At 69.0% G+C, this 26,400-nt stretch carries 26 protein-coding genes, 1 tRNA gene and 1 pseudogene; 8 read left to right on the top strand and 20 right to left on the bottom strand.

Going from position 1 to position 26,400, the window contains the following annotated elements:
- The first annotated feature begins 41 nt into the window (after window positions 1-41).
- From ABZZ20_RS23555 to ABZZ20_RS23545, 3 genes are all read left to right on the top strand, one after another.
- Entirely contained in the window at window positions 42-1,253 is a 1,212-nt protein-coding gene (locus tag ABZZ20_RS23555) for a DNA polymerase III subunit delta' (protein WP_356872576.1), read from the top strand.
- Window positions 1,254-1,440: 187 nt separating this feature from the next.
- Window positions 1,441-3,006 carry an alpha/beta hydrolase gene (locus ABZZ20_RS23550; RefSeq protein ID WP_356872574.1) on the top strand — a complete coding sequence of 522 codons (1,566 nt, stop codon included), beginning with the start codon at window positions 1,441-1,443 and terminating at the stop codon, window positions 3,004-3,006.
- Window positions 3,007-3,154: 148 nt separating this feature from the next.
- Window positions 3,155-3,228, top strand: a tRNA-Thr gene (locus ABZZ20_RS23545).
- Window positions 3,229-3,276: 48 nt separating this feature from the next.
- Here ABZZ20_RS23545 and ABZZ20_RS23540 read toward each other — a convergent pair.
- The 14 genes from ABZZ20_RS23540 to ABZZ20_RS23475 form a co-directional block, all read right to left on the bottom strand.
- Entirely contained in the window at window positions 3,277-4,662 is a 1,386-nt protein-coding gene (locus ABZZ20_RS23540; RefSeq protein WP_356872572.1) for a tyrosine-type recombinase/integrase, read from the bottom strand.
- 73 nt (window positions 4,663-4,735) lie between these two features.
- Window positions 4,736-4,936: a helix-turn-helix domain-containing protein gene (locus ABZZ20_RS23535; protein WP_030152660.1), complete on the bottom strand. Its 201-nt coding sequence runs from the start codon at window positions 4,934-4,936 to the stop codon at window positions 4,736-4,738.
- A gap of 273 nt (window positions 4,937-5,209) precedes the next feature.
- A complete protein-coding gene (locus ABZZ20_RS23530) occupies window positions 5,210-5,791 on the bottom strand; it encodes a DUF3631 domain-containing protein (protein WP_234318060.1) in 582 nt (193 codons plus the stop codon).
- A 554-nt stretch (window positions 5,792-6,345) separates the two neighbouring features.
- Window positions 6,346-6,705: a hypothetical protein gene (locus ABZZ20_RS23525; protein ID WP_037835249.1), complete on the bottom strand. Its 360-nt coding sequence runs from the start codon at window positions 6,703-6,705 to the stop codon at window positions 6,346-6,348.
- The gene (locus ABZZ20_RS23520; protein WP_356872570.1) at window positions 6,702-7,607 is read right to left on the bottom strand and encodes a bifunctional DNA primase/polymerase; all 906 of its coding nucleotides are present in this window, start codon (window positions 7,605-7,607) and stop codon (window positions 6,702-6,704) included. Before ABZZ20_RS23520 ends, ABZZ20_RS23525 begins: the two co-directional genes overlap by 4 nt.
- A 71-nt stretch (window positions 7,608-7,678) precedes the next feature.
- Window positions 7,679-7,852, bottom strand: coding sequence for a hypothetical protein (locus tag ABZZ20_RS23515; RefSeq protein ID WP_356872568.1), 174 nt, complete (start codon window positions 7,850-7,852; stop codon window positions 7,679-7,681).
- An 11-nt stretch (window positions 7,853-7,863) separates the two neighbouring features.
- Window positions 7,864-8,346 carry a hypothetical protein gene (locus ABZZ20_RS23510; RefSeq protein WP_356872566.1) on the bottom strand — a complete coding sequence of 161 codons (483 nt, stop codon included), beginning with the start codon at window positions 8,344-8,346 and terminating at the stop codon, window positions 7,864-7,866.
- A 222-nt stretch (window positions 8,347-8,568) separates the two neighbouring features.
- A complete protein-coding gene (locus tag ABZZ20_RS23505; protein ID WP_356872564.1) occupies window positions 8,569-10,680 on the bottom strand; it encodes a hypothetical protein in 2,112 nt (703 codons plus the stop codon).
- Window position 10,681: 1 nt separating this feature from the next.
- Window positions 10,682-12,253: a hypothetical protein gene (locus ABZZ20_RS23500; protein WP_356872562.1), complete on the bottom strand. Its 1,572-nt coding sequence runs from the start codon at window positions 12,251-12,253 to the stop codon at window positions 10,682-10,684.
- Between the two features lie 78 nt (window positions 12,254-12,331).
- Complete coding sequence (locus tag ABZZ20_RS23495) at window positions 12,332-12,757, bottom strand: NUDIX hydrolase (RefSeq protein ID WP_356872560.1); 426 nt, start codon at window positions 12,755-12,757, stop codon at window positions 12,332-12,334.
- Window positions 12,758-12,779: 22 nt separating this feature from the next.
- Window positions 12,780-13,118 (bottom strand): RRQRL motif-containing zinc-binding protein, encoded by a 339-nt coding sequence (locus tag ABZZ20_RS23490; RefSeq protein WP_356872558.1) that lies wholly within the window; start codon window positions 13,116-13,118, stop codon window positions 12,780-12,782.
- Entirely contained in the window at window positions 13,115-13,978 is an 864-nt protein-coding gene (locus tag ABZZ20_RS23485; RefSeq protein WP_356872556.1) for a hypothetical protein, read from the bottom strand. The genes ABZZ20_RS23490 and ABZZ20_RS23485 overlap by 4 nt, the downstream gene beginning before the upstream one ends.
- Window positions 13,975-14,256 carry a DUF6303 family protein gene (locus tag ABZZ20_RS23480; protein ID WP_356872554.1) on the bottom strand — a complete coding sequence of 94 codons (282 nt, stop codon included), beginning with the start codon at window positions 14,254-14,256 and terminating at the stop codon, window positions 13,975-13,977. The genes ABZZ20_RS23485 and ABZZ20_RS23480 overlap by 4 nt, the downstream gene beginning before the upstream one ends.
- On the bottom strand, window positions 14,253-14,519 hold the full coding sequence (locus ABZZ20_RS23475; RefSeq protein WP_356872552.1) for a DUF6284 family protein: 267 nt from the start codon (window positions 14,517-14,519) through the stop codon (window positions 14,253-14,255). Before ABZZ20_RS23475 ends, ABZZ20_RS23480 begins: the two co-directional genes overlap by 4 nt.
- A gap of 554 nt (window positions 14,520-15,073) precedes the next feature.
- Here ABZZ20_RS23475 and ABZZ20_RS23470 point away from each other — a divergent pair.
- Window positions 15,074-15,844, top strand: a complete 771-nt coding sequence (locus ABZZ20_RS23470) for a helix-turn-helix transcriptional regulator (RefSeq protein WP_356872550.1) — start codon at window positions 15,074-15,076, stop codon at window positions 15,842-15,844.
- Entirely contained in the window at window positions 15,841-16,314 is a 474-nt protein-coding gene (locus ABZZ20_RS23465) for an NUDIX domain-containing protein (RefSeq protein ID WP_356872548.1), read from the top strand. Before ABZZ20_RS23470 ends, ABZZ20_RS23465 begins: the two co-directional genes overlap by 4 nt.
- Here ABZZ20_RS23465 and ABZZ20_RS23460 read toward each other — a convergent pair.
- The 5 genes and pseudogenes from ABZZ20_RS23460 to ABZZ20_RS23440 all read right to left on the bottom strand — a co-directional run.
- Window positions 16,302-16,871 carry an HD domain-containing protein gene (locus ABZZ20_RS23460; RefSeq protein ID WP_356872546.1) on the bottom strand — a complete coding sequence of 190 codons (570 nt, stop codon included), beginning with the start codon at window positions 16,869-16,871 and terminating at the stop codon, window positions 16,302-16,304. The two genes, ABZZ20_RS23465 and ABZZ20_RS23460, sit on opposite strands and share 13 nt — an antisense overlap.
- 11 nt (window positions 16,872-16,882) lie before the next feature.
- Window positions 16,883-17,329, bottom strand: coding sequence for a GntR family transcriptional regulator (locus ABZZ20_RS23455; protein WP_356872544.1), 447 nt, complete (start codon window positions 17,327-17,329; stop codon window positions 16,883-16,885).
- A 70-nt stretch (window positions 17,330-17,399) separates the two neighbouring features.
- On the bottom strand, window positions 17,400-18,521 hold the full coding sequence (locus ABZZ20_RS23450) for a DUF5677 domain-containing protein (protein ID WP_356872542.1): 1,122 nt from the start codon (window positions 18,519-18,521) through the stop codon (window positions 17,400-17,402).
- A gap of 634 nt (window positions 18,522-19,155) precedes the next feature.
- Window positions 19,156-19,707: a hypothetical protein gene (locus ABZZ20_RS23445; protein ID WP_356872540.1), complete on the bottom strand. Its 552-nt coding sequence runs from the start codon at window positions 19,705-19,707 to the stop codon at window positions 19,156-19,158.
- Between the two features lie 252 nt (window positions 19,708-19,959).
- Window positions 19,960-20,212, bottom strand: a pseudogene (locus ABZZ20_RS23440) (hypothetical protein); the annotation flags it as partial.
- A gap of 317 nt (window positions 20,213-20,529) precedes the next feature.
- Here ABZZ20_RS23440 and ABZZ20_RS23435 point away from each other — a divergent pair.
- The gene (locus tag ABZZ20_RS23435) at window positions 20,530-23,163 is read left to right on the top strand and encodes a valine--tRNA ligase (RefSeq protein WP_356872538.1); all 2,634 of its coding nucleotides are present in this window, start codon (window positions 20,530-20,532) and stop codon (window positions 23,161-23,163) included.
- A gap of 100 nt (window positions 23,164-23,263) precedes the next feature.
- On the opposite strand, the gene ABZZ20_RS23430 is transcribed toward ABZZ20_RS23435, so the two are convergent.
- Window positions 23,264-23,914, bottom strand: a complete 651-nt coding sequence (locus ABZZ20_RS23430; RefSeq protein ID WP_356872536.1) for a hypothetical protein — start codon at window positions 23,912-23,914, stop codon at window positions 23,264-23,266.
- Between the two features lie 432 nt (window positions 23,915-24,346).
- On the opposite strand from ABZZ20_RS23430, the gene ABZZ20_RS23425 reads away from it, so the two are divergent.
- Together ABZZ20_RS23425 and ABZZ20_RS23420 are read left to right on the top strand one after the other, a co-directional pair.
- The gene (locus ABZZ20_RS23425; protein WP_267751959.1) at window positions 24,347-24,913 is read left to right on the top strand and encodes a Uma2 family endonuclease; all 567 of its coding nucleotides are present in this window, start codon (window positions 24,347-24,349) and stop codon (window positions 24,911-24,913) included.
- Window positions 24,914-25,169: 256 nt separating this feature from the next.
- Complete coding sequence (locus ABZZ20_RS23420) at window positions 25,170-26,387, top strand: serine hydrolase domain-containing protein (protein ID WP_356872534.1); 1,218 nt, start codon at window positions 25,170-25,172, stop codon at window positions 26,385-26,387.
- Window positions 26,388-26,400: the final 13 nt, after the last annotated feature.

The following is a 26,400-nucleotide window of genomic DNA, read 5'->3' as shown; positions in this document are numbered from 1 at the left end:
CCAGCGGTACGAGCGGACGGAAGCGAAAGGCGGTGGGCGGGATGCCCGTATGGGACGACCTGGTGGGACAGGAGCGGGTGCAGGCGCAGCTGGCCGCCGCCGCCCGTGACGCCGACGCCCTGGTCACCGCCGTCGAGGCCGGGACGCCGCAGCCCGACGGCTCCAGGATGACCCACGCCTGGCTGTTCACCGGACCGCCCGGCTCCGGGCGGTCCACGGTCGCCCGTGCCTTCGCGGCCGCCCTCCAGTGCACCAGCCCCGACCGTGCCCTCGGGGGCGAGCCGGGCTGCGGGTTCTGCGACGGTTGCCACACCACCGTGGTCGGCACGCACGCCGATGTGGAGATCGTCCGCACCGATCTGCTGTCCATCGGTGTGAAGGAGACCCGCGACCTGGTCCGCCGGGCTCAGCTCTCCCCCGCCGTGGGCCGCTGGCAGGTCATCGTCCTGGAGGACGCGGACCGGCTGACCGAGGGCGCGGGCAACGTGCTGCTGAAGGCCGTGGAGGAGCCGGCCCCGCGAACCGTGTGGCTGCTGTGCGCGCCCTCGCTGGAGGATGTGCTGCCCACCATCCGCTCCCGCTGCCGGCACCTGACCCTGCGCACCCCGTCCGTCGCCGCCGTCGCCGACGTACTGGTCCGGCGGGACGGCATCGAGCCCGCCGTCGCCGCAGCCGCCGCGCGGGCGACGCAGGGACACATCGGGCGGGCCCGTCGTCTCGCGCAGGACGAGGCCGCCCGGGCCCGCCGGGCCGCCGTGCTGAAGCTCCCGCTCCGGATCGATGACGTGGGTGGCTGCCTCAAGGCCGCTCAGGAGCTGATCGACGCCGCCGCCGAGGACGCCAAGCAGGTCGCGGAGGAGGTCGACACCAAGGAGACCGAGGAACTGCGGGCCGCGCTCGGCGCCGGCTCCGGCACCGGCGGCCGGATGCCGCGCGGTACCGCGGGGGTGATGAAGGAGCTCGAAGATCGACAGAAGCGCCGCCGCACCCGTACCCAGCGAGACACCCTCGACCTGGCACTGACCGACCTCACGGGCTTCTACCGGGACGTGCTGGCCCTGCAGCTCGGTTCCTCGCTGGCCATCGCGAACGAGGAGATACGGCCTGACCTCGACCGGATCGCCCGCGCCTCCGGGCCGGAGCGCACCCTGCGCCGGATCGAAGCGATCATCGCCTGCCGCGAGGCCCTCGACCGCAATGTGGCCCCGCTCCTCGCGGTCGAGGCGATGACGATGTCCCTCCGCGCGGGCTGACCCGAGCCTCCGCGCGCCGCCGGCCACCTGTTGCAACGGACGTTGACCGGATCACCCGTACGGGTGATCCGGCGAGGTCGGCCGGGGTGCGGGTCCGGGCTGGGCTGCGGCGGACCCTCAGGCTCCGGACGGCGGGTCGGCCCGGGGGCGCCCCGCTCCGGTCGCCGGCAGCACGTAGGCTCCGAGGATGGACACCAGTCGCTTGCTGCGCACCACAGGAATCGTGATCGCAGCTGCCGGGCTGCTGCTCTCCGGGTGTACCTCGGGCGGTCCTGGGGGACCCCGCGCCGCCGCGTCCTACTCGAGCGCCCCTCAGTCGGCGGCCCCGACCACGGTCCCGGCCGCACTGCGCCCGTACTACGAGCAGAAGCTGAGCTGGCGCGACTGCGGCGTCCCCGGTTTCCAGTGCGCCACGATGAAGGCGCCGCTCGACTACGCCCACCCCGAGTCCGGCCAGGACATCGAGCTCGCGCTGTCCCGCCGCCAGGCCCCCGGCCCCGGCAAACGACTGGGCTCGCTCGTGGTCAACCCGGGCGGCCCCGGAGGCTCCGGCATCGGGTACCTCCAGGCGTACGCGGGCGTCGGCTATCCGGCGCCCGTACGTGCCCAGTACGACATGGTCTCCTTCGACCCGCGCGGGGTGGACCGGAGCAGTCCCGTCCAGTGCCTGAGCGGCCCGGAGATGGACACGTACACGCAGGTGGACCAGACGCCGGACAACGCGGCGGAGCGGGCCGAGCTGGTCACCGCGTTCAAGGAGTTCGCGGCCGGCTGCAAGGCCCGCTCCCAGCGGGTGCTGCCGCACGTCTCCACGGTCGACGCCGCCCGCGACATGGACATGCTCCGCGCGGTGCTGGGGGACGAGAAGCTGACGTACGTGGGGGCCTCGTACGGCACCTTCCTCGGGGCGACCTACGCGGAACTCTTCCCCGGCCGGGTCGGTCGACTGGTCCTGGACGGCGCGATGGACCCCTCCCGCCCGGCCCTCGAACTCAACCGGGACCAGACGGCGGGCTTCGAGACGGCCTTCCGCTCCTTCGCCAAGGACTGCGCGAAGCAGCCCGACTGCCCGCTCGGCAAGGGCGGCCCGGACGCGGTGGCCGCGCGCCTCCAGGAGTTCTTCCGCAAGGTCGACGCCCAGCCGGTGCCCAGCGGCGATCCGGCCCGCCCGCTGGGCGAGTCCCTCGCCACGACCGGGGTGATCGCCGCGCTCTACGACGAGAGCGCGTGGCCGCAGCTGCGCGAGGCGCTCACGGCGGCGATGAACGGCGACGGGTCCAGCCTGCTCGCCCTCGCCGACAGCTACTACGAGCGCGAGCCGGACGGCCGGTACGCGAACCTGATGTACGCGAACGCCGCCGTCAACTGCCTCGACCAGCCGCCGGCCTTCTCCGGGCCGGAGGCGGTCCAGGCAGCCGTGCCCTCCTTCGAGAAGGCCTCCCCGGTCTTCGGCGCGGGCCTGGCCTGGGCCTCGCTGAACTGCACGTACTGGCCGGTCAAGGCGAACGGCACGGCCCACCCGCTGACCGCGAAGGGCGCCCCGCCGATCGTGGTGGTCGGCACCGTCCGCGACCCGGCGACCCCGTACAAGTGGGCCCAGGCCCTCGCGCAGCAGCTCGACTCGGGGGTCCTGCTCACGTACGACGGCGACGGGCACACGGCGTACGGGCGCGGCAGCTCCTGCATCGACACGGCGATCAACCAGTACCTGCTGCAGGGGACCCCGCCGAAGGACGGGAAGAAGTGCGCGTAACCGCCGCCAGGGGGGTGACTCCCACCGGTATGCGTCCCATGTCCCACCCTCCCTCAACCCGGTTCGAGGCACCCCCTTTCAGCCTGTAGACTTGGCGCCGCTGCTGATGAGCGCCCCTCTCCGAGGGAACACTTGTCTGACCAGCGGTGCCGCCTTAGCTCAGTTGGCCAGAGCAACGCACTCGTAATGCGTAGGTCTCGGGTTCGAATCCCGAAGGCGGCTCTGTGGAAGCCCCAGGACTCACTCGCCGTGACCTGGGGCTTTTGCTATTTAGCGGATCTTGCGCCGCCGTCGCGCGCGGGCCGCTCGGGTGTTCTCGGTCTCAGTTCTGGTCTCAGACACCGGATCGGGGCCAGGCATGAACGCCTCGCCCATCCGACGCATCGCTTCCCGCGAGAGCTCCGATCGCCCCTTCACGTACCGCCTCGTCTGGCTGATCTGTGTGTGCCGGAGGATCTCCATGATGGTGGGCATGTCGATGCCCAACTCATTGAGGATCGTGCCCGCCGTGTGACGGCTCCCGTCGTGCTGGCGGCGGTCACTGATCCCCGCTTCCTCCAGTAGCTCCTTGAACTCCTCCCAGTCGGCCCGCGGGTCGAGAGGCCGACCGTCGGCCCGGGTGAATACGGCGCCGCACTCCTCCCACAGCTCCCCGGCGGCCTGCCGCTGCTCTTCCTGCTTCGCGCGGTGCTCCAGGAGGTAGGGCAGGAAGGGCGGCGGGATCGGCACGGGCTGCTGGCTCTTCTTCGTCTTCGGCCGGGTGAAGGCCAGCCCGCCACCCTTCCGCTCGGGGCAGGTGCTGGCGTGCCGGCGGCAGGTCTTCGCGCACGGCTTGGGACAGCCGCGCTTGTAGCCCTTGTGGGTAGAGCAGTCGGCAGGGCAGGGCTCAAAGCGGTGGAGCCGGGCGCCGCAGGCGTGCGCGTTCTTGCAGCCGTGCCTCCAGGTGAGGCGCTGGAGCTGCCAGGCGGGGTGGAACAGCCCCTGCTCCAGGTCCACGTACTGCCAACGCAGGCCCAGGGCCTCGCCCTGCCGGAAGCCCATGCCCACGCCGATGGCCCACCGCATGAAGGTCGGGCGCTTCGCGGCAGCCGCGAGGAACGCCTTGGACTCGTCCCGCGAGAACGGGTTCGCTTCGGTCTCGTCGACGGACGGCGGGTCAACGAGCGTGGCGACGTTCTCGGTGATGAGCCTGCGACGGTGGGCGATCTTCAGAGCGCGGGAGAGGATCCGGTGCACCTTGACCACGTGCGACGGCGCGTGTCCCTCCTCCATCATGGCCGCGTACATCACCTCCAGGTGCTCCGGCGCGAGCTTGTCGAGGCGGTGCTTCCCGACGCCGGGGATGATGTCGTTGCGGGTCTTCGACCAGTAGTCGTCCAGGGACCGCGGCTTGAGCTTCAGGCTCGCGATCGTGGTCAGGTAGGTATCCATCCATTCCGCAACGGTCGGCTTCCGTCCGGCCTTCGTCGCCCGGCCTTCGTCGCGCAGCTTCTCCAGCTCGCGGACTTTTTTGGTGACTGCGGTCTCGGTCTTGGCCCGACGGTGTCGGCGGGCGGGCCCTCCGTCGGGCTTGACGCCCATCGTGACGCGACCGTGCCACCACCCGTCACTGCCCAGGTAGATGGACGACTCCATGTTCGGCTTGCGGGTGCTCACGAGCTGCTGTGCTCCTCCATGTGAAAGGCGGCCCCGGGGGTTCCCGGGGCCGCCAGTAAGTGGCGCTGAGAGATCAGACGGGCTGCGGCGGGAGCTGGGCGGCGAACGCGTCGACGTCGGTCCGACGGATCCGACGGGCCCGGCCGACCTTGACGAACGGCAACTCGCCGGCGGCCATGAGCTCGTAGACGGTGGATCGGCCGAGCGAGAGCAGCTCGGCCGCCGCTTCCACGGTGCAGAGAACGCGGGCGGAGGGGGCGATGGCGGTGGTCATCTGGTTGCCTCCACGGCGACGGAGTAGCGGGGCTTTGCCGCCCCGCTCGTAGAAATCCGCTACTGCCGCTACCTCCGCTACCGCCCTGGTCAGGGACTTGATCGCGGTAGCGGATTGGGTAGCGGTAGCGGATAGGTGCGCGACCGGCCCGGCCGTTGGGGCCAGGCCGGTAGCGGAAGTTGCTGGTGGGGTAGCGGATGTTTTCGGGCTATCCGCTACCTCCGCAGGGCCTCTGACCTGCGAGGTAGCGGAGGTAGCGGAAGTAGCGGATTCTCAGGGGGTGGGGGGAGGGCAGTACCTCGCCCATGCGTCCGCGAGATCGGCCGCGTAGTAGCCCTTGAGGACCGCTCCGCCGCTCTTGATGTTGCGGGGCTCGACCGGCTTGTTGTCGCCGGTCATGTACTCGCCGAGCATCTTCGCCAGGCCCCGGGAAGTCAGCGGCTTGCCACCCATGTCCGCCCAAGGCGCCTCCTCCAGCGCGTAGAGGCGGTCCAGGACGGAGATGGTGGGCAGACGCTCGATCCCGTTGAGGACGTGGTCGCGCAGGTCGGTCAGCAACCGGATCCCGATGCTGCCCTTGTCGTCCTGCTTGGACGCGGCCACGATCTCGGCGCACGCAGCGCGGGCCCGGGCGGGCCATGCGCCCCCCGCTGCGTCGGCGACGGCCAGGAGCGGCTCCCACACGTCGGCGGGCCGGTCGGTCACTTCGTCGGGCATTTCCGGGAACACCCCGTCGACCAGGTGCCGGACGCTGTCCGCCCAGTCGGCGAGCCGGTCGCGCAGGGCGTGACCCTCCGGGGCGTGGAGGCGCCGGCGGAAGGGCTGGACGCGTTCGTTGCGGGCCCTGCGGCGCATCCGGATGATGACCGACCGGGTCAGGATTGTGTCGGGCAGGGAGCCGAGCCCGGCCATGGCGACTACGCAGAAGCTGGGAAACTCCTGGACGGTCTGGTTGGTGCCGTCACCGACGCACCGCCACATGCCGGCGCCCCGGTGGTGGCCCGCGTTCAGGAACCCGCGCAGGGGCTCGTTGTCCCCGGCCTTGGGACCGAAGATCGTGTCTACCTCGTCGAAGAGGATCGTGGGCCGGGTGTCCAGGGTGGAGACGGCCCGGAACAGCACCGGGGCGGACGCGTTCGCGGCCACCAACGGCTGCGGGACCAGGGTTTCCACGATCTCCAGCGCGCGAGACTTCCCCGACCCGGGCTCGGGGGAGAGGAACGCGAGGCGCGGGGTGGAGTCGAAGCAGTCCAGCAGGTGCGCGTGAGCGTCCCACAAGGTGACGGCGACGTAGGCGGCTTCGGTCGGGAAGACGTTGAAGCGCCGGTGGAAGGACTCCACTTCGTCCAGCAGGCGGGAGCCGTCCGTGGCCGTCGGGTTGGGCGCGGGCAGGGTCTGGGTGGCGATGGTCATGCGGCCTTCCTCCGGTGAGCGGTGGCGATGCGGCCCAGCGGGCATGCGGCGCGGTGGTCGGTGTGGAGCTGGATGAGGGTGAGAACCTGCCGCTGGCCGACAGCGGAACGGCTGTGGCCGCACTCGCACGTCGAGGTGGCGGTGGGGATGGCGCCCCGCGGGGCGCAGATGTGCAGGACGGCGACGACGTACCGGCCGTCTGCCGTGCGCGGGTCACGGCGAACAGCAGAAGGGACGCCTTCGGCGACGACCTTCGGCGCCCTACCCCCGACTGTGACAGGGGCCGGTTCGGCGGAGCTCGGGCCGGTGGGGGTCTGGGTGAGGCTCTTCAAGGAGGAGCGGGGGTGGTGGTTCATGCCGTCCGCCTCATCGCGTTGCGGGCGATGGACCAGTTCAGACCAGAGCGGATCGTGGTGCGGCACTCGGAAGACGGCAGGCCAGCTGACTCCCCCGCTCCCTGAAGAGCCTCCTCCACCACATCGCGGGGAAGGTCGCCCGCGGCGATGAACCGCCCCAGAGCTCGGGCGGCCCGCAGCAGAGTCCCGTTGCGCTCTCCGTTCGGGGCCGACTCGACCGACGCTGTCTCTGCGTTCAGGGCGGCGGCCGCGTATCGGCCGGTGCGCTGGGCGAGGGTGGGGCGTCCGGTGAGCTGGCGCAACGCCTGGCGGGGCGCGAGCAGGGAGTACAGCCACGTCGGGAACGGCGCCGGAGTCAGCGGGCTGCTGACCTCGTACGTTCCGGTGGCCGTGACACTGCCAGGGGCGACGACGTATCCGCCCCACGCCCGGGTGTCGATGAGCGGGCCGAGCCTGCCCGCCGAGTTCCTCAGCCTGACTCCGGCGGGGGCGGTGAAGTACAGGTGGGATCCGCCGGTGGGCGTCCGCACCGAGAGGGTGGCCGGGAGGGGCTGCCCGGCGCGCTCGCAGAGCGCCTGAAAGGTCTCTGCGCCGCGCGGCGCTTCCGAACTGCCCTTGCTCTTCGAAATATCGAGGTCGACCACGACGAGGTTCGAGGGGCCGGTGGCGATGCCGACGTTGAACGGGAGCCGGTCCCACGCTCGGCGAATCCGGTCCGGGTCGCTGGTGGCCCGAACCTCCCACTTGCGGTGCCCGCCGGCGCAGTCGCCCAGGCCGGGGCAGTGCTCCTGCCCGTGGAGAGCGGGCCGCTTCTGCCCGGGGCGGAGCGGGAACACGCTCCAGCCCAGGGCGGCTGCATCGAGCGCGGCCGTCAGCAGCGCGGATGCGGGGTGATGGGTCATGCTGGATTCCTCCAGTGAGAGCTGGAAGAGGGCGGCCCGGACTTTGGCGAGACGGGGCCGCCCTCGTCATGTCAGTGGCGGGTGTGGTCGGTGGCGATGCCGGTCAGGCGCCTGGCCTCGTCAGGCGTGACGTGGCTGTAGCGGACGCTGACGCGGCACCCCGGGTGGGGGCAGCGGATCGTGCGCTTGCCGACCAGGAGGGCGATCGCGTCCGATACGCGTTCACCTAGGGGGCTTTGGTCCACGGGCGGGCCTTTCAGTGGTTGTTGAGGGTCCCGGTGGCTCGGCCGAAGAGGCCGGTGGCGCTGATGTTCTGCGTGATGTGCTGCATCGGCGCTGTGCCCTGTCCGGCCCTGCGGGTGGTTCGCAGGAGGGCGGGGGCGAGCACGCCGGCGGCGATGAGGGTGATGGCGGCCCAGAGGGCGTCGGTCATGGCGATCAGTCCCGGGGCTGCGTAGGCGATCCCGAACCCGGCGGCGGCGATGCCGGCGCCGAGGGTCGGGGCGAGGAGTGCGGTGGTCTTGGCCCATGCCGGGATCGGCTGGACCGGCGCCGGTACGGGCTCGGCCGGGGGTGTGTAGGCGAGGGTGCGGATGCCGTTGGGGAGGGTGACGAGCTGGACCCCGGGAGGCAGTTCCGCGAGCGGCATCACTGGGTGTTGGACGGCGGTGGGGTAGAGGATCGGGTCGCCGTAGCGGGCGGGCGCGGTGGTGCTCGGGAGGATGGGTTCATAGGGCATTGCAGGCTCCTGGACGCGGTGCGGACGGCCCCGTGGTGTGCGGCCGGGCGCGGTGGGTGGTCGCTCTGCGTGTGGGTGGTTACTGCCTACCGCCTACTGCCAACCCGGTACTGCCTACTGCCAAATGCCCTGATGGAGGGCCATGGTGGGCAGTAGTGGGCCGTTCTACTGCCTACTGCCAAGTTGGCGGTAGGCGGTAGGCGGTAGCCGTGTGTGGCGCTGTCAGGCGTGGTCGGGGTGGACGTAGACGGAGTGGGGGCCGCGGTCGCGGTAGATCAGTTCGCCTCGCTCGGCGGCGGCCTTGAGGGTCTTGCGGACGGCCTCGCGGCTGCGGCCGACGAGGTCGGCGACGGCAGCCGGCTTCATCCCGTCCGTCCCGGCCGCATTGATCGCGGTGACCGCGTCCGCCAGCCAGGCGGGCCCGGTCTCCTTGCCGTCGCGGAGCGCGGAGAGGTTCAGTCCCGTACCCGCCTCCAGCTGCTCGGCCTCGGCCGCGGGTCCGACCTCGGCCGACGGTTCGGGGGTGGTGCCGAACTGCGCGTCGATCTGGGCCATGAACTCGGCCGCCATCACGTCCTCATCCGTGACGGCGTGTGCGGCTGCGGGCGGGTTTTCGCGGAGCGCCGACAGACTCAGAACTGCGCTCGCGCCGGTCGCGGTGCTGCTCGTGGCAGGGGGCTCGGCCGGATCGCTGGTCTGCTGGTGGCTGTTGATCCACGCGGTGCGGGCCTGGTCCCAGCGTCGGGCGTAGTCAGGGCCTGCGGCTTTGGCGGAGATGTCGTCGAGGCGGGGGTGCCGGTCGGACGTGGCGTGGACGATGTCGCGGATCTGGTTGGGCAGGATCCGCCACGTTCCGAACAGGGCGACCGGGGATTCGGGGGTGCCCATGAAGCCGGTGCCCTTGTGGGGTGCCTGCTCGACCCGCAGGCCGCGGCCGCCGGGGAAGAGCTTGGACAGGTCCATGCCCTCGGTCTCGCCGCCGGTGAGAGCCACACGAACCTTGGCTTCGCGGCGGATCATGAGGTTGCCCAGAACCGACCCGGTGGCTCCCAGGGCGGTCAGGACGGTGCGGATGCCCATGGCGCGGAGCATGCGGATCACTTCGAGGATCTTCTTGGCGAGCTTGCGCATCTCCGGATCCCCGCTGGTCAGGATCTCGGCGCCCTCGTCGATCACGATCATGATCTGAGGGATCTGTGCGCTGACGGGGAGGAGGTCGGTGTTCGCCTTGGACATGAGGTCCTGGTAGGCGCGCTTGCGGTAGAGGCCGATCCGCAGGGCCGCTTCCAGCATCAGCATGGCCTCGTCGTGGGTGGAGGCGAGCCAGTCGACACCCGGCCGGACTGGCTGTCCCTGCCCACCTTCCATCGCGGGCCGTACCCACGGCAGGCCGGCCGATCCCGCGTTCAGGTCGATGACCCAGGTCAGCATGTCCGTGGCGCGGGCGAACCCGGCGAGGATGACGTGCACCATGTTGGTCTTGCCCGACCCGGTCGGGCCGACGACCAGCGCGCACTGCTCCCGCAGGTAGGCGCGGATCTCGTCCGCGTTGGTCCGGTACCCCCACGGGACCCCGGTGTGGATGGAGAGAGCGCTGTAGTCGGAGGGGTACTGGACCTCGGCGGCCAGGACGTTGGCGGTGGTCACGTCGATGAGCACCCGTCCCTGGTCAACGCCGGGGGTGGCTGCGGCGGTGCAGCCGTGGGGCAGGCGGGCGTCCGCGGAGAGCTTGGCGTTCTCGCGGGCGATCCGGTCGTAGGTCACGCCGCCGGCGGGGAGTTCGGCGTCGATGGTGAAGCCGGTCCCGGTGGGCCAGATCTCCACCGCCAGGACGCGTACGGTGATGCCGCAGACGCGCTGGATGCGGTCGACCCATTCGGCGGCGATGCTGCGCCGTTCCGCGGACAGTTCGCGGGCGACGTGGCGTTCGGCGGCTTCGAGGGCTTCGAGTTCGCGGGCTTCTTCGTAGAGGCCGGTGGCGCGGGCGGATGCGCCGATGGCGACGCCGAGGGTGGCCAGCGAGCCGAGCGCGGTCCAGGTCAGCGGGCCGGACGCGAGGGCCCAGGTGGTCCAGCCGCCGCCCAGGAGCCAGGAGGCGGCGCGGGAGCCGATGGTGCGTCCGGCGAGTTTCTGGCGCAGGCCGGTGGCGGTGTGGCCGATCGCTCCGGCGGTGCCGACGGCGAGGGCCCAGGTGGGGGGCATGTGGGCGAGGGTGCCGACGGTGGAGACGGCGAAGGCTCCGGTGGTGGCGGACAGGGCGCCGGTCACAGGTCCGTGACCGGCCGCCCAGTCCCACGCCGGACCATCGTCGTGCTTGATGGTGTGGGCGCTCATCTCAGACGTTCCAGCCCTTCTCGGCCTCGTGGCCGTTGCGGGGGTCCTCGTGGCGGGCGATGTCGGCCTCGTGGACCTGCCGGAACACCGGCCCCATTTCCTCGGCGAGGGACACCGACGCCATGACGGCGCCGAAGCAGTCGCGGAACGTCTCGGCGACGGCCTTGTGCAGGGGGAACTCCTCGTCGGCGCGCTCGCTGAGGATCTTCATGACGTTGGCGACCGAACCGAGCGCGTGCGGGAGACCCTCGATCATGGCGAGGATCTCCATCGCGTTGTCGGGCTCGTAGGACTGAGCGGCGGCCTCCATCTCGGCCGCGTACTCCTCGAACCGGAAACCAGAAGCCGTGCTCATCTGGGTTGCTCCTTCGCTGGTGGGAGGTGCCGGTACATGGCTTGCGGGCCGCTCGACGCGGTCCCCGATCTGCTGCTCGTCCTCGCTCTGCTCGGCCACCGCCTGCTGCTCGGCGGCCTCCTCGTCCTGCTCCAGCCGCGCCCGGATCTCCGCGTCCCGGGCCTCACGGGCCGTGCGGGCCCGCTCGACCAGCGCCCGGTACAGGCGCCGGCCGGGGTGCATCAGCGACGGCATCCGCAGCTTCCGGCCCAGCGGCGTACTCACCAGACCGAGCACCCCGGCCGCCCCGGCGAGCAGCCCGGCCACCGCCCGGCGCCCGTGGAAGCGGGCGGCTGAGCGGCGCAAGGCCTTGCGGGCGGCTTTGCGGGCCGGGGCGGCGAGCTGGGCGACTCGCTTGCGGTGCGCGGTCTGCCGGATCCCCTCACGACCGGAGGCGACAGCCCGGCCTGCAGCGCGGTCCCGCACCCGGCGGGCGGCGCCAACGGTCTTGTCGCGGACGGCCGCGGCCTTGGACATGCCCTTGGACAGCGTCCGCGCGGCCGGACCACGAGCGGTTTTGGTGCTGGTGGCGCGTTCGGCGGCCTTGGCGGCCCGACGGTTGTCGGCGACCTGCCGCCGCGCCTGCACCCCCGCCGTACGAGCGGCTGCCCTGCTCGGGGACTGAGCGCGTGCCGCGGCGCGCAGTTCGCGCACCTGCCCCGCCCTGCCCCCGGCCAGACGGCCCGCCGCCTGGCCGGCACGCTGGCGGGCCGACGGCATCCCGCCCTTGCCCGGACGTGAGCCGCTCTTCCCGTTGGCCGGAGGGCTCCCGGCCCGGTGGCTCACCTTCCCGGCGCCATTGCGGGGCGTGGTGGCCCCGGGACGAGCGGACGGGCGCTGTGTGGGAACGCGGCCTGTACCGGCGGAACGGGCTGCCGGGGCTGCGGACTTCGAAGTGGTCTTGGTTTTGTCGGGCTTGCTGTGCTTGCGGGCGGCGGCGGTGCCGAGGGCGACGGCGCCGGTCATCGCCACCGCGGCGGCGAGCGGGCCCCCGGCGATGGCGGTGGCGGCGAGCAGGCCGGCCGTGGCATTCGCTCCGGACAGGGCGAGAGGCACCACGGGGAAGCCACCCGACGTGTGCTCGATGCTGGCAACTGCGCTGGTGGCGTCGGTGGCGACGGCGGGATCGGAGCCGGTTTCCACGGGTGGAGCTACCGGTTCGGTGATGGTGTCGGTCATGCTGAACGTGCTCCTTCAGGGGAGATAGGGGCCCGGCCGGATCTGTGGTGGAGAGGGCCGGGCCCCGCACGGGGACTTTCAGGCGGCGCACCGTCGGCGCCACGCGGCGTGGACGATCTCGCCGTGGTCGAACGCCAACTCGCCCGGGGCGGCCAGCGGCACCCACCGCACCGCCGCAGCGTCGTCGCCGGCAGTTGCGGTGGTGTCGTCGGGGACGGTGGCCGCGTAGGCGGCGGTGACGTACCGGCCGCGCGGGTCGCGCTCCGGGGCGTCGTACACGCCGACCAGCACCAGCGCGTCCGGGGTGACGCGGACGCCGGTCTCCTCCAGCAGTTCGCGGGCGGCGGCCTGGCGGGAGGTCTCGCCAGGATCGACGTGTCCGCCGGGCAGGGCCAGCCTGCCCTGGTGGGGCGGCCAGCCGCGCTCGATCACGAGCACGTTGGCGCCTCGGATGCACACCACGTCGGCGGTGTACCGGATCGTCTCCGGCCTGGTCTCAGTCATCGGGTTGTCTCCTTGGGAAAGATCAGGCGGCGCACTGTGCGGGGAGGTCGTGGCAGGCCACGCACATGCCGAGCGAGGTCGGAATCACGTACGGAAGGTGATCGCGGCAGACCGGGCACCGGCGACGGGCCGCGTCGGCCTTCGCGAGGGCCGCCCACCGGTTCGCGGTCATCGGCCGGACCGGCTTCGCAAGGTCGATCCGGTACAGGTAGGCGATCAGCGGTCCGCGCCGGCGGCGGGGCCGCTCCACCTGAGCGACCACGTCCTGTCCACCGGGCCGAAGCCCCGCGGCGCGGAGCTGGCGACGGGTGGCCAGCCCGTCCGGGGCGAGGTGCCAGGAGTAGACGGGCAGCGTGCTCATCCCTCGGCGCCGATCGCGACGGTGACCAAGTCACGGGCTTGACGCTCGTCGTTGAGTCGCTGGTAGAGCTTGTGGACGTAGGAGGTGGAACGGGTGGAAAGCCGGGCCGCCTCCGGCAGGTTCTTGCCTTGCACCCAGCACGCGCGGATCACGTTCGCGGCCTCTTCGGCCGACAGGCGTTCAGGCTCCGGCTCGGCCGGGTGGACGGGGCTGGCGGTGAGGGGGAAAGCGGGGTGGAAGACCTGCCGGTCACCGCAGATGACCAGCGGCGCCCGGAACGGCGCCTCGGTGACGGGCTCCGCCTGGACGTCCACCACCGTCGTGACGGGTACCGGGGTGGAGGGGCTGTGGACGGTGGTGGTGTCCACCTCGTCCACCTCGGCGTCCACCAGAGCCCGGAGTGCGGCGCATTTCGCGAGGATCTGGCCCCGGTAGTGGTTGATCGCCTCAGCGAGAACGATCAGGAGGACCGGGGGGACAGAGTGGAGGACGAGCCCGGCCGGGTCCACCTCGCGGGGAAACCCGAAGGAGGCACCCGCTGGCCACAGGGAAGTCCAGCAGTTCATCACCCACGTGCCCAGGCCGGTGAACCAGCGCAGCCCCGCCGCCCAGCCGGACGGGTAGAGCCCGTACTCGGAGAGACGGCCGTCGAAGATGAGGACCGTACCGAGCGCGACCGCGACCATCGGGTCCAGGAGCCAGGCGATCCACGGCGAGACGTGGTGGTCGATGGCGAACATGGTCACGTTCGATGCGGTGAAGACCAGCGCCACGAACGCGACGGCCACCAGCACCCGGGTCAGCTTCGACAGCATCCCCTCAAGCACGGCGACCTGCTCCAGCGGCGAACGCGCCGTCACCGGGACTCCTCGGAGCCGATCAGGCGGACGGTGACCGACGCGACCAGGCGCACCGGGCCGGTGTCGTCGTCCTCCAGCTCGTCCCACTCCCACCTCTGGCCCGGGACGATCTCGTAGCCGAGGCCGGTCAGAGCCGCGGTGCGTTCGGCCACGGTGGGGATGGGCGAAGTGCGGGCGAACAGGTGCTCCGGCCACTCCCTGGGAACGGGATTGCTGGTCGGCACGTAGACCTCCCACTCACCGCAGCAGGAGTTGACCAGGCGGGCGGTGTGCGTCATGCGGCACCACCCGGAAGCGACGCGGCGGTCTGGTTGGCGAGCGACGTACGGGCGGTGAGGACCCGGTTGCGGGCCCGGCGGATCCGGCGCGCGTCGAACTCCGACGCCGGGCGGTCCAGCAGCGCGATCAGGGCGTCGAGCAACTCGACCTCCGCCAGGATCAGCGGCATCTCGGTCTCGATCGCGTCCAGCTCCGCGTCCGACGGCTCCAGGCCGTCGGACCACGGGGTAACACGGTTCTGAAGTGCAGCGATGGACTCCACGGGTCTTGCTCCTTCTGTAGAGGAACGGGACCCAACAGCAGCCCCGGTGTTCGAGCACCGGGGCTGCACTGCGTTGGGGGTGAAGCGGGAAGAACTCCGGCTCCCCTCGACCCCGCCCGTCCGCCGGAGCGGCGGACGGGCGGAGGAGGCAACCGGCCGCAGCATGAGGCCGCGGAGCTGAGCGCGCGGGCCTTGGCCGCGCTGGCCGCCTTTTGAGTAGGAGGCGACTACCTCACGCTGTTGAGTTCTCAAGGAACGACGGCTCTCCGGCGAGGCGTGGAAACCTCGAAGGGCTCCCGTATGCACGGGGCAACGCCGGAACCAACGGGACTGCTATGCGCCGAAGCGATGCATGTATTACATGTCTCTTACCGTGACAGATCAGATCCGCGCCGTCAACCGGCAGGCTTCGGGGTGTCGGATCTGCCGCTCTCGTCGGCGACATGACCAGCATGGCTGGGAAGCGCGGGACGTTGGACTCCGTGCATGTACGACTTGCGCCCTACTCGCTAGAGTCAAAGTCGTCCCAGGACGTCCTAGTTGGGCGAGGTCGTATGGCGAACGAGCGGCTCCGCGGAGCCATCGTGGAGAGCAACCTCAAGTTGGAGCAGGTCGCCGAGCGTCTCGGGGTGTCACCCAAGACGGTCGAGCGCTGGATCGCTGACCCAAGACGCAAGCCCTATCGCCGGTTTCAGTACGCCCTCGCGTCGATGCTCCGGCGGGAGGTCTCGTACCTCTGGCCGGACGAGCGGACTTCCGAGGAGGTCACGGCCTCCAGCGGGTCCGAGATTCTGACGCTCTATCCGCACCGCTCGGTGGTCCCGCAAGATGCCTGGACCAAGCTGTACGCCGACGCAGCCAGCCATTTCGACGTGCTGGTGTACTCCGGCTTCTGGCTGACGGAGGACTCGCGCTTCCATCGACTCGTTCGGGAGAAGTCAGCCGCCGGCGTCCCGGTGCGCTTCATGCTGGGCGACCCCGCTAGCGCGGCCGTTGCCGTACGGGGTGACGACGAAGGAATCGGTTTGGCTATGGCCGCCAAGATTCAGAACGCCCTACTCAACTATGCGCCGCTGTTCCGACTGCCAGGCGTGGAGTTCAGGCTGCACTCGACCACGCTCTACAACTCGATCTACCGAGCCGACAACGAGCTGTTGGCCAACGGTCACGTGTACGGCGTCGGCGCCTACATGGCGCCCGTGCTCCACCTGCAGCGCGTTCCCGGCGGCGAGCTGTTCGATACGTACGCCGAGAGCGTCGAGCGGGTCTGGGAGACCGCCCGGCGAATCACCTCGCCCACCGACTATGAAGGCGCCAACACGTGAGCCGCATTGACTACTTCCGTGATCCGAACGCTCCCACAGCCAACTCGGTCGTGCCCTCCGTAACTGCTGTTGTCCGTGATGAGCGGGGGGACCTCCTGCTCATCCACAAGACCGACAACAACCTGTGGGCACTGCCTGGCGGTGGCCATGATGCAGGCGAGAGCATCGCCCAGACAGTCGTACGCGAGGTGGAGGAGGAGACCGGCATTGCTGTGGTTGTGGAGGACATCGTCGGCCTCTACACCGACCCTCAGCACGTCATGGCGTACGACGACGGCGAGGTCCGCCAGCAGTTCTCCATCTGCTTCCATGCTCGGCCGATCGGCGGCTCCCTGCGAACCAGCTCCGAGTCCAAGGAGGTCCGCTGGGTCGCCCCGGCGGACCTCGACAAGTTGGACATCCACCCGTCAATGCGGCTCCGTATCACCCACGGGCTTGATGCAGCCCGGAGCGCGCCCTACATCGGCTGAGTGGACTCCTGAGCTGCTCCAAGTCGGCCCTGCACCCTCTGCACGGACCCGTGGATTTCGGGGGCGGCTCGCTGGATGAAGCGGCCCACGATGGTGTCAGGCCCGTACCGGCCGACGATCTCGTTGACGCGGTCTCCCGCGGTGGTGTGTCCACCATCCGGGGTGGTCGTCATGTCACAGAACACCAGTGCATCCACGAGAGCTGGCCGCTCCAGCTCGAATTCGCTCTCCAGCTCCCCGCGGAGCCCACGCTCCTCAGCTTCAAGCAGGGCGTAGGAGTGATGGGCGACCAGCCGGACGACACGCTCGTCCAGCCCTTCCTGGTCCCGGAGGAACCGGGCGCCGTCGAGAGGGTGGAAGCCGGTCGACGCGATGAGGGGTGAGTAGCCGACGTCGTGCAGGACGGCTGCGGCCTCCATGAGCGCGGCGTCCTCGCCGAGAATGGTCCGGAGCTCGCGGGCACGTCCGGAGACCCCGAGGGAGTGCGCCCAGCGGCGCGGCAGCGGCTCAGCCAGCAGGGATTCAGCGAGTCCGTATGCCCGCTCCGTAAGGTCCATGGTTGCCAAGGCTACGAGCCTCCTGCTCCGGGTGGGAGGGCCCGTACCTGCCGACGACGGCTCGGGCCCATCTCGATAAGGCCCTTGCCCTCCATCTGAGCAATGGCCGTGCGTACGGCGGTACGAGACACGCCGAACCTCGCACACAGCTCGCTTTCGGACGGGAAGGTGTCACCCATCGCCGTGCCCTCGGCGCGGAGCAGGTCCGTCACACGCTCCACCAGCGGCCGGCGGTCGCCCGTACCGGCCACGTACCACCCGGCACCCTGGACCGACTCGATGACGCCGTCGGCCTTGAGTGCCTTGAGCGCGCGCCCGATGGTCGTCCGACCGACGCCGTACGTACGCATCAGCTCGGCCTCGGACGGCAGTACCTCCCTGATCTTCCCCTGCTCAATCTTCTGTCGCAGAGACTCGGAGATCTGCAAGTACGTACCTCGCGGACTGGCCTGCGGCACTCGACTCCCCTTCCTTGACGTCGCCACCGGGGAATCGGTAGCGTCTCGCCGCTTTCAGCATCGCATGCGTTCAAGCCGTTCCGAAGACCGTGCTGCCAGTTCCACCCGTGCCACGTGCACGTGGCATAAGAATCCCGTTGTCAGGAAGCCAAGGAGCCCCCGGTCTCACAGCAACAGGAACGGGAACGGCGACAGTGAACGGGCGGCCTTCTTCATCCCACTTCAAACCGCGAGCCATAGATGCCTCCAATTGCTCCTTAGCTTTCGATTCAAGGAACTCCGAGTTATCCGGCGGGATGGCGGCAATGATCAACTTCAGTGCAGATTCATGGAGATACCAGCGCACGCGACCACCAGGAAAGATCCCCATTATCGCCATCGCTGAAGCTGGCGGGTTTTCTGGCCAGAGCTGGCTATCTACCCACTTGCAGGCCCTTCGATAGTCGGGCCACTTGGAGAGCAGAGCATCCAGCGCTCCAACCAGTTCGACCGCATTCACTCCATTGAGCGCTTCAATCCGCGAAGCAAGTGTCATGAAATAGGACACCCCTTCAGGGAAAGCCATAATAGCTAGCTCCAGGGATGGTCCCATACGGTGCACGACTTCACCCCCCGTCGGCCGGACCGTCCCAAGCACTCCGCCTGTACTGCCATGCGTTACCTGGGAAAACAGCCTGTAAGTGTCGTAGTCGCCGTGCAGGTCGAAAAGTCGAGCGCGAGAGTACAAGTCCAGACGCGCCCAATCTCCGACGAACTTGGAGCTGTGTGCAGCGAGCATGTCCTGGTAAAGTTTCGCGCTATCTCTGCCCAATTTGTTCAGGTGATGCTCTTCCTTTTTCTTCTCCGTTCCATCCAGCATTCCGAGCCATTTCCGCGATTTCGCAAGAATCTGATGCGTAACGGCTTGATGGCCTAGATACCTGTCCGCAGCCGCCGGGTCATTCGAAACGAAGCAGTAGTTAACTAGATGTTCGTACAGTGAGCGAGCTGCCCTTATTGCACTTCTGCCATCACCTCCCCAAAGGTGTGCGAGAAGCAGCGTGAAGTCGTTCAAGGCGTGATTAAATATCACGGAACAGGCTTTATTTTCAGCTTGAGCCCAATATGACCGAGTGAACGTGTGCAGTGCCACGTTCAAAGCTGCACGTTCTTCAGCGAGCGGGAGCAGGGCGCGGAGCAGAGCCAGCTCCATCTCGTTGCCTACGGATACCCCAGAGCGCTTCGATGGAGGCGTAGAGAGATCAACGCGCCTGAAAAGATCCACGACGGACCCCCGAACTTACAAGCATGGATGGGTCATGTAGCCAGAGGCTGTGGGGAAGTGATGGTACTCAGCCCGGCTGACATCGAATAGTGATCTGCGGTGAGCCCTGTGCTGCCAAGGCCTCCTTGACGGACGGACTGGCATCGACGTGGTGCCCCCTCAATCGACAAACGCCATGCCAGAAGCGCTCCCCCTGACGCCATGCGATCCGTCGTGCTTCCTGTCTGCCTGCCTCAAGCCTTCCCCCGTCAGTGCTGTGGCGGGACGATGCCGGCGTCCGCATGGCCGACGCGAGGAAGGCAGGTACGAGGCATGACCCAGCCGACGTGTGGAGCCCGGAACCAGAGCGGGGGCCGCTGCAAGAACAAGGCGATCAAGGGGAGCGGCCAGTGCGCAAAGCACCAGGGACGCTGGACTGCGCGCGGCTTAGCTCAACAGCAGGAGAAGGATGCCGCATCGAAGTTACGGCGGCTCCGGAAGAAGAAGTGACGACTACTGCGGCACCCTGGTCGCACGACCCGGCACACTGGCCCTTACGGTCCGAGAGTGGGGTCGCGCTGTGCTAACGGAGCCAACGCCGGCCGGTGTCTGGGGCCGTGCGGAGTACTCCCTGGGCGGCGGAGACGAATGCAGCTCGCCGAGGGCCGGTCTGCCCCATGGCCTCCCAGTAGGGCTCCAGGTTGTCCCTGTTGCCTTCGGTGTACTGGGTGACGATCCCTACGATCAGGGCGTCCACAGTGGCGAGCATCGCGGACACCGCATCCTCAACTTCCTCCGGGCCCAGCATCTGCACACGCTCCGCAGCCGCCCGAAGGGGCTCCTGCTCCTTGTGCATTGTTGTCGCGGCCATGTCGCCGAGCTCTTCCATGCTCTCGTCCATGGAACCGATCCACCTGTCGGATTCATCGGTCAGGATCCTGTCTTCGAACTTGGGAATCCCCTCGTCCCAGGCCGCGATGAAGCGGACGTACGCCTCCTGGCGCTGGCCGCGAAGCCACTGCCCGTGCTCAATTTGCGCCTGATCGCGGACCTGCCGCCGGCCGATGAACAGGCCGCACAGCACACCGACCAACGCGATGGCCGCCGCGACGACCATCCCCCACCCTTCAGTCATAGGCGGCATCATGCCGCACGAACCGCCTCGGTCTCAGTTCTGGTCTCGATCTCACTCAGTTCTGGGCGCGTCCACCAATGTTCGCTAGCAGCTGTCTAGCCCGTTGACCTGTGGAGCACCATCCAACGCGGGTGCTGGTGGACACCTCCGGATCAAGATCGGACAACTCGTAATGCGTAGGTCTCGGGTTCGAATCCCGAAGGCGGCTCTGTAGAAGCCCCAGGACTCACTCGCCGTGACCTGGGGCTTTTGCTATTCCCGAAGTCGGTCGGCGCGCGTGGTGGCCGAGGTTCGAGACCCCGTGCGTGAGCGGAGCAGTTGTCGGCCTTTGCGGGCCTCGCCCTCCTCGGACTTGCGCTGCGGGCGCCAACTTGTCAGTGGCCTCAGTGGCGCTCTTGCCGACGTGAGGGAGGTTGCTCTGGTGGGCATCGCGCGTGATCCGGTTGCCGCTGTGCCCGAGCGTGTCGGACGCGATCTTGACGTCGATGTCGGCGGCCACCATGAGCACGCGGCCCTCGTGCACCACGATGGCCGCAGCGATGCCCGGTCGCCCCTCAACGTTCTGCTGCGTCACGTCCCTCCCCTACGAGCGGCATGGCCGTCCACTGCCACGGCCGCGGGCCCCGCCGTCCCGTGAGGCGGGGCAACCTCCCCGTACGAGACCGTCGGCCGGGAGGGGTACGATGAACATCGGCCGCACGGGCGTGTTCTTGGTCACACTTGAATCTCATCCGTGCGGCCACCTTTGTGTCCCGGTGACGGCCCACTCACCCGGGGAAAGTCAGGCGAGGTCAGAGGTGCCACGGGCCTAGAATGGCCGTCGTGACCGACAACACTCCACAGAGCCCCAACAGCGGGCCGACGCCTACCCATGAGCTGCCGACCCAGTACGCGCCGGCCGAGGTAGAGGGGGCGCTGTACGAGCGTTGGGTAGAGCGCGGGTACTTCGAGGCCGACGCGAAGAGCGAGAAGCCGGCGTACACGATCGTCATCCCGCCGCCGAACGTCACCGGCTCACTTCACCTGGGCCACGCCTTCGAGCACACGCTGATCGACGCCCTCACCCGCCGCAAGCGCATGCAGGGCTACGAGACGCTGTGGCAGCCCGGCATGGACCACGCGGGCATCGCGACCCAGAACGTCGTCGAGCGCGAGCTCGCCAAGGAGGGCAAGTCCCGCCACGACCTGGGCCGCGAAGCCTTCGTCGAGCGCGTGTGGGAGTGGAAGGCCGAGTCCGGCGGGCAGATCGCCGGCCAGATGCGGCGCCTCGGCGAGGGACTGGCGTGGAGCCGGGACCGCTTCACCATGGACGAGGGCCTGTCCCGCGCCGTCCAGACCGTCTTCAAGAAGATGTTCGATGACGGGCTGATCTACCGCGCCGAGCGCATCATCAACTGGTGCCCCCGCTGTCTGACGGCCATCTCCGACATCGAGGTCGACTACCAGGACGACGACGGCGAGCTCGTCTCCATGAAGTACGGCGAGGGCGAGGACACCATCGTCGTCGCCACGACCCGCGCGGAGACGATGCTCGGCGACACCGCCGTCGCCGTCCACCCCGACGACGAGCGCTACGCCCGCCTGATCGGGAAGCAGATCAAGCTGCCGTTGACCGACCGCACCATTCCGGTCGTCGCCGACACGCACGTCGACCCGGAGTTCGGCACCGGCGCCGTCAAGGTGACCCCGGCGCACGATCCGAACGACTTCGCCATCGGCCAGCGCCACAACCTCGAATCCATCGAGGTTCTCGACGAGCGCGGCATCATCACCGTCCACGGCCCCTTCCAGGGCCTGGACCGCTTCGAGGCACGCTCCGCGATCGTCGCCGCCCTGCGCGCCGAGGGCCGGATCGTCGCCGAGAAGCGCCCCTACGTCCACTCCGTGGGCCACTGCTCGCGCTGCAAGACGACGCTTGAGCCGCGCCTGTCGCTGCAGTGGTGGGTCAAGGTCGAGACGCTGGCCAAGGCCGCCGGTGACGCGGTCCGCGACGGCCGGGTCGACATCCACCCAGCCGACATGTCGCAGCGGTACTTCGACTGGGTCGACAACCTCAACGACTGGTGCATCTCGCGCCAGCTGTGGTGGGGCCACCGCATCCCGGTCTGGCACGGCCCGAACGGCGAACTGGTCTGCGTCGGCCCCGACGAGGAGCCGCCCACGGGTGAGGGCTGGACGCAGGACACCGATGTCCTCGACACGTGGTTCTCGTCCGGCCTGTGGCCGTTCTCCACGCTCGGCTGGCCCGAGCAGACGCCTGACCTGGAGAAGTTCTACCCGAACTCCGTCCTGGTCACTGGCTACGACCTGATGTTCTTCTGGGTCGCCCGGATGATGATGTTCGGTCTGTACGCGATGGACGGCCAGCCGCCGTTCCGCACGATCGCGTTCCACGGCATGGTCCGGGACGAGTTCGGCAAGAAGATGTCGAAGTCGTTCGGGAACACCGTCAACCCGCTGGACTGGATGGACAAGTACGGCTCCGACGCCCTGCGCTTCACCCTGGCCAAGGGCGCCAACCCGGGTGTCGACGTTCCGATCGGCGAGGACTGGGTCCAGGCGTCCCGCAACTTCGCCAACAAGATCTGGAACGCGACGCGCTTCGCGCTCATGAACGGTGCCACGGTCGAGGGCGACCTGCCGCCGGTCGAGCAGCTGTCGGCGACCGACCGCTGGATCCTGTCGCGGCTGAACAAGGTCGTTGCCGAGGCGGATGCGTACTACGAGGACTACCAGTTCGCCAAGCTCGCGGACGCCCTGTACCACTTCGCGTGGGACGAGGTCTTCGACTGGTACGTCGAGCTGTCGAAGACGACGTTCTTCGAGGAGGGCGACCAGGCCAAGGTCTCTGCACGCGTCCTGGGTGAAGTCCTCGACGTCACCCTGCGGCTGCTCCACCCAATCGTCCCGTTCGTCACCGACACCCTGTGGACCACGCTCACGGGCGGCGAGTCGGTCGTCATCGCCGAGTGGCCGAAGGACTCCGGGTTCCGCGACAAGGCCGCGGAGCAGGAGATCGAGCTGGTCCAGCAGGTCGTCACCGAGGTCCGCCGGTTCCGTTCCGACCAGGGCCTGCAGCCGGGCCAGAAGGTCCCGGCCCGCCTGGAGCTCGACGGCACGGCGCTGGCCCCGCACGAGGCGGCCATCCGGCAGGTGCTGCGTCTCCAGCCGGAGGGCGAGGGCTTCGCCGCCACCGCCTCCCTGCCGGTGGCCGGCGCCACGGTCTCGCTCGACCTGTCGGGCACCATCGACGTGGCGGCCGAGCGCAAGCGGCTGAGCAAGGACCTGGCCGCCGCCGAGAAGGAGAAGCAGCAGGCGGAGGCCAAGCTCGGGAACGAGGCGTTCATCGCCAAGGCCCCCGACAACGTCGTGGACAAGATCAAGGGCCGGCTCGCCAAGGCCGAGTCGGACATCGCCCGGCTCCAGGCCCAGCTGGACAAGCTGCCGCCGCAGTAGGCGTCGGAACACGCCGAGGGGGCCCAGACCACGTGGTCTGGGCCCCCTTCGGGTTCTTCGGCCTCGGACACCCTCTGACCCGGGCTCTCGGCGGTGAGGCCTACGGAATGCGCAGCGTCTCGTACGGGCTCGACAGAGAGAACTCGCGTTGCTCGGCGACGATCTGGGCCTGGTGGAGATCGAACTTCGCCATGTGCAGGAGGTCGTCGAGGCGCGTCGGCTTCTGACCCAGCAGGTCGAGGGCGATCTCGGCAGCCCCGTCTCTCCGGTTCAGTCGGTCCTGGAAGAAGTCCAGGTTCTTCTCGACGACGAGGAGAGTCATGTCGAGCTCCGAGATCTCCGCATCGGACACTCGATCGCACCGAGAGTGCACTCGGTACTCGTAGAAGGGACCGGCGACGCAGTGGATGTTGTTGCCCGCCCCTCGCCTGTACCGGCTGGCCAGCAGGTTGACCGCGAAAGCCCAGTCACCCCACTTGAGTACCTTCGGGTCGTACAGCCCGCATTCGAGAGCGTCTGCCCGCCGGCAGACTATCGACGTCGGAACGTGGTGCTTGCGCGCCACCAGATCCTCGCGGCACGGGTACGAGGAGATGGTGAACCCCTCGAAGGCGCCGATCATCCACGACATCGTGTGCACGAAGGTCGTATCGGCATCGGACTCGAGGGCCTCCACCGCCCTGTCCGGGTAGGACCCTTCCCTGAGGAGATGCGGGTCGGTGGCCAGCCGGTCGTCGGCGTCCACCTGCATCACGTACTCCATCCGCGCGGCTGATCTCGCCGCTGCCGATGGGATCGCTCATCGAGGCGGACTGGTCCACGAGGAAGAGGAAGCAGCCGGGATTGGTGCGGCTGATTTCGGCGGTGTACGGCATCTCGGCGACCCGGCTCCTCTTGCGCGACGGGGGACCGAGCGTCACGACATTGGGCGCGCGAGAACCTGACCCCCCAGGGAGGTCGGTCGTAGCGGCACCGTGCTGCTCAGTGAGCGGAATTGGAGGGGAGTGATCGGCCGCCGTCCCCTCTCCCACACAGCGCGACGGCCGTCCTGCGCCGTCAGCCGCTGGGTCGGCCCGAAGCGCGCACGCCGACCGTTCTGTCGTCCAGCTTGCCGGACGAGCCGAGACAGTAGGCTGAGCTCAGCGGGATCGGGTCCGCCCGCATGGTGTCCGGGAGGTGCGTCATGACTGCCGAGATGGTAGCCCCTGCGTGGATGCACGAGCAGATCACGGCGGAGCAGTACGACTCCTGGTCCGACGAGCAGTGTGCGGGAATCGAGATCGTGGACGGGATGGTCGTTGTGAGTCCCAGTGCGTCCAAGCGTCACAACCGGCTGGCTCGGATCCTGGCGAATGCGTTGGAGGCTGCTGCGGGGCCGGACTGGAACGCCGATACGGACTTTGATGTCCGACTTCAGGACGTCCCACTCACCAATCGCCGTCCGGATGTCGTTGTGTATCGCGCGGACACGATCGACATCACGCCCACCCGTCCGGAGCATGTGCTGTTGGTGGTGGAGGTCGTCTCACCGGGGTCGGAGACCACCGACCGGATCGTGAAGGTGGACCAGTACGCCAAATCCGGCATTGCCTTCTACTGGCGGATCGAGCAGGCCGCGACAGGTGTGCCCCTGATGTACACCTATGTTCTAGACCCCGCGACCAGGACCTACCGAGACGGGGACGTGTTCACCGGTCTCGTCAAGGTTTCGGCTCCCTTCCCGCTGGAAGTCGACCTCGGCCAGATCTGACCCCACGCTGGGTGCCATCGCGCATGATCCCGTCGTCGCCTTCTGCGGGAGGCCCGACTTGGGTGACTCGTAATGCGTAGGTCTCGGGTTCGAATCCCGAAGGCGGCTCTGTAGAAGCCCCAGGACTCACTCGCCGTGACCTGGGGCTTTTGCTATTTCCGGGGAGTGAGCCTGGGGTGGGCCCGGTCGCCGGGGCGCGGGGGTGGGGTCTAGCGTGGAAAGGCTGGACCTGGGCGTCGCATGGCAGGAGGCCGGCATGACGACACGGTTGCGCAGAGCGGCGGTCGGAGTGGCCGCGGTGGGGATGGTGCTGGTTCCCCTGGGGGCCGGGGCGGGGTACGCGCTGGATGAGCCGACACCGCCCGGTGCCTCGGCTTCGGCCTCCGTCGCGGCCGACGGGGACTTCGCTCGGCTCACGCCCGCCGTGACGCGGCAGTTGGACGAAGCCATCCAGAAAGTGATGAGCGAGGCCCAAGTGCCCGGGGTGATCGTGTTGCTCTCGGCCCCCGGCAAGGGCACGTACGTGCGGAGCTTCGGGGTCGCCGACAAGGCGACCGGTCGGCCGATGGCCCCGGATCTGAACATGCGCATCGGCAGTGAGACCAAGACCTTCACCGTGACCGCCCTGCTCCAGTTGGTCGACCAGGGCAAGGTCGGGCTGGACGACCCCATCGGCAGGTACGTGGACGGGGTGCCCAACGGGGACCGGATCACCCTGCGCGAGCTCGCGGGGATGCGGAGCGGGCTGTTCAACTACTCCGAGGACGAAGGGTTCTTCAAGGCCCTGACGAGCAACCCCCGACGGCCCTTCACCCCGCATGAGTTGCTCGCGTACTCCTTCAAGCACCCCGTGCTGTTCGAGCCCAACGCGAAGTTCTACTACTGCAACACCAACCTGATCCTGTTGGGGCTGGTGGTGGAGAAGGTCAGCGGGCAGAAGCTCTCCGACTACGTCAACGAGAAGGTGGTCGCGCCCGCGGGCCTGCGCCACACGCTCTTCCCCGTCGGCGCGGAGTTCCCGAACCCGCACGCGCAGGGCTACACGAACCAGACCGCCAGCGGGAAGATCGAGGACGCGGCCGACTGGAACCCCTCCTGGGGCTGGGCCGCCGGGGCGATGATCTCCGATCTCGATGACCTGAAGACCTGGGCGAAGGTCCTGGCCACGGGCACGCTGCTGAAGCCCGCCACCCAGGCCCAGCGCCTGAAGGTCATCGATGCGCTGCCCGGCACCGGCTATGGCCTGGGCATCTTCAACGTCCAGGGCTGGATCGGCCACAACGGCTCACTGCCCGGCTACGAGTCGCTGACCGTCTACATGCCGCAGTCGAAGGCCACGATGGTGGTCCTGCTGAACACGGACATCTCCTACAAGGGCTCCGAGCCCAGCACCCTGTTCGGTGAGGCGATCACAAAGATCGTGACTCCGGATCACGTCTTCAGCCTGCCGGCCCAGGCCGTCACCGGCAAATAGCCATTCAGTTGTG

The sequence above is a fragment of the Streptomyces sp. NPDC006430 genome (assembly GCF_040612395.1).
Taxonomy (GTDB): domain Bacteria; phylum Actinomycetota; class Actinomycetes; order Streptomycetales; family Streptomycetaceae; genus Streptomyces.
This window is presented reverse-complemented; position numbering and strand designations above follow the sequence as displayed.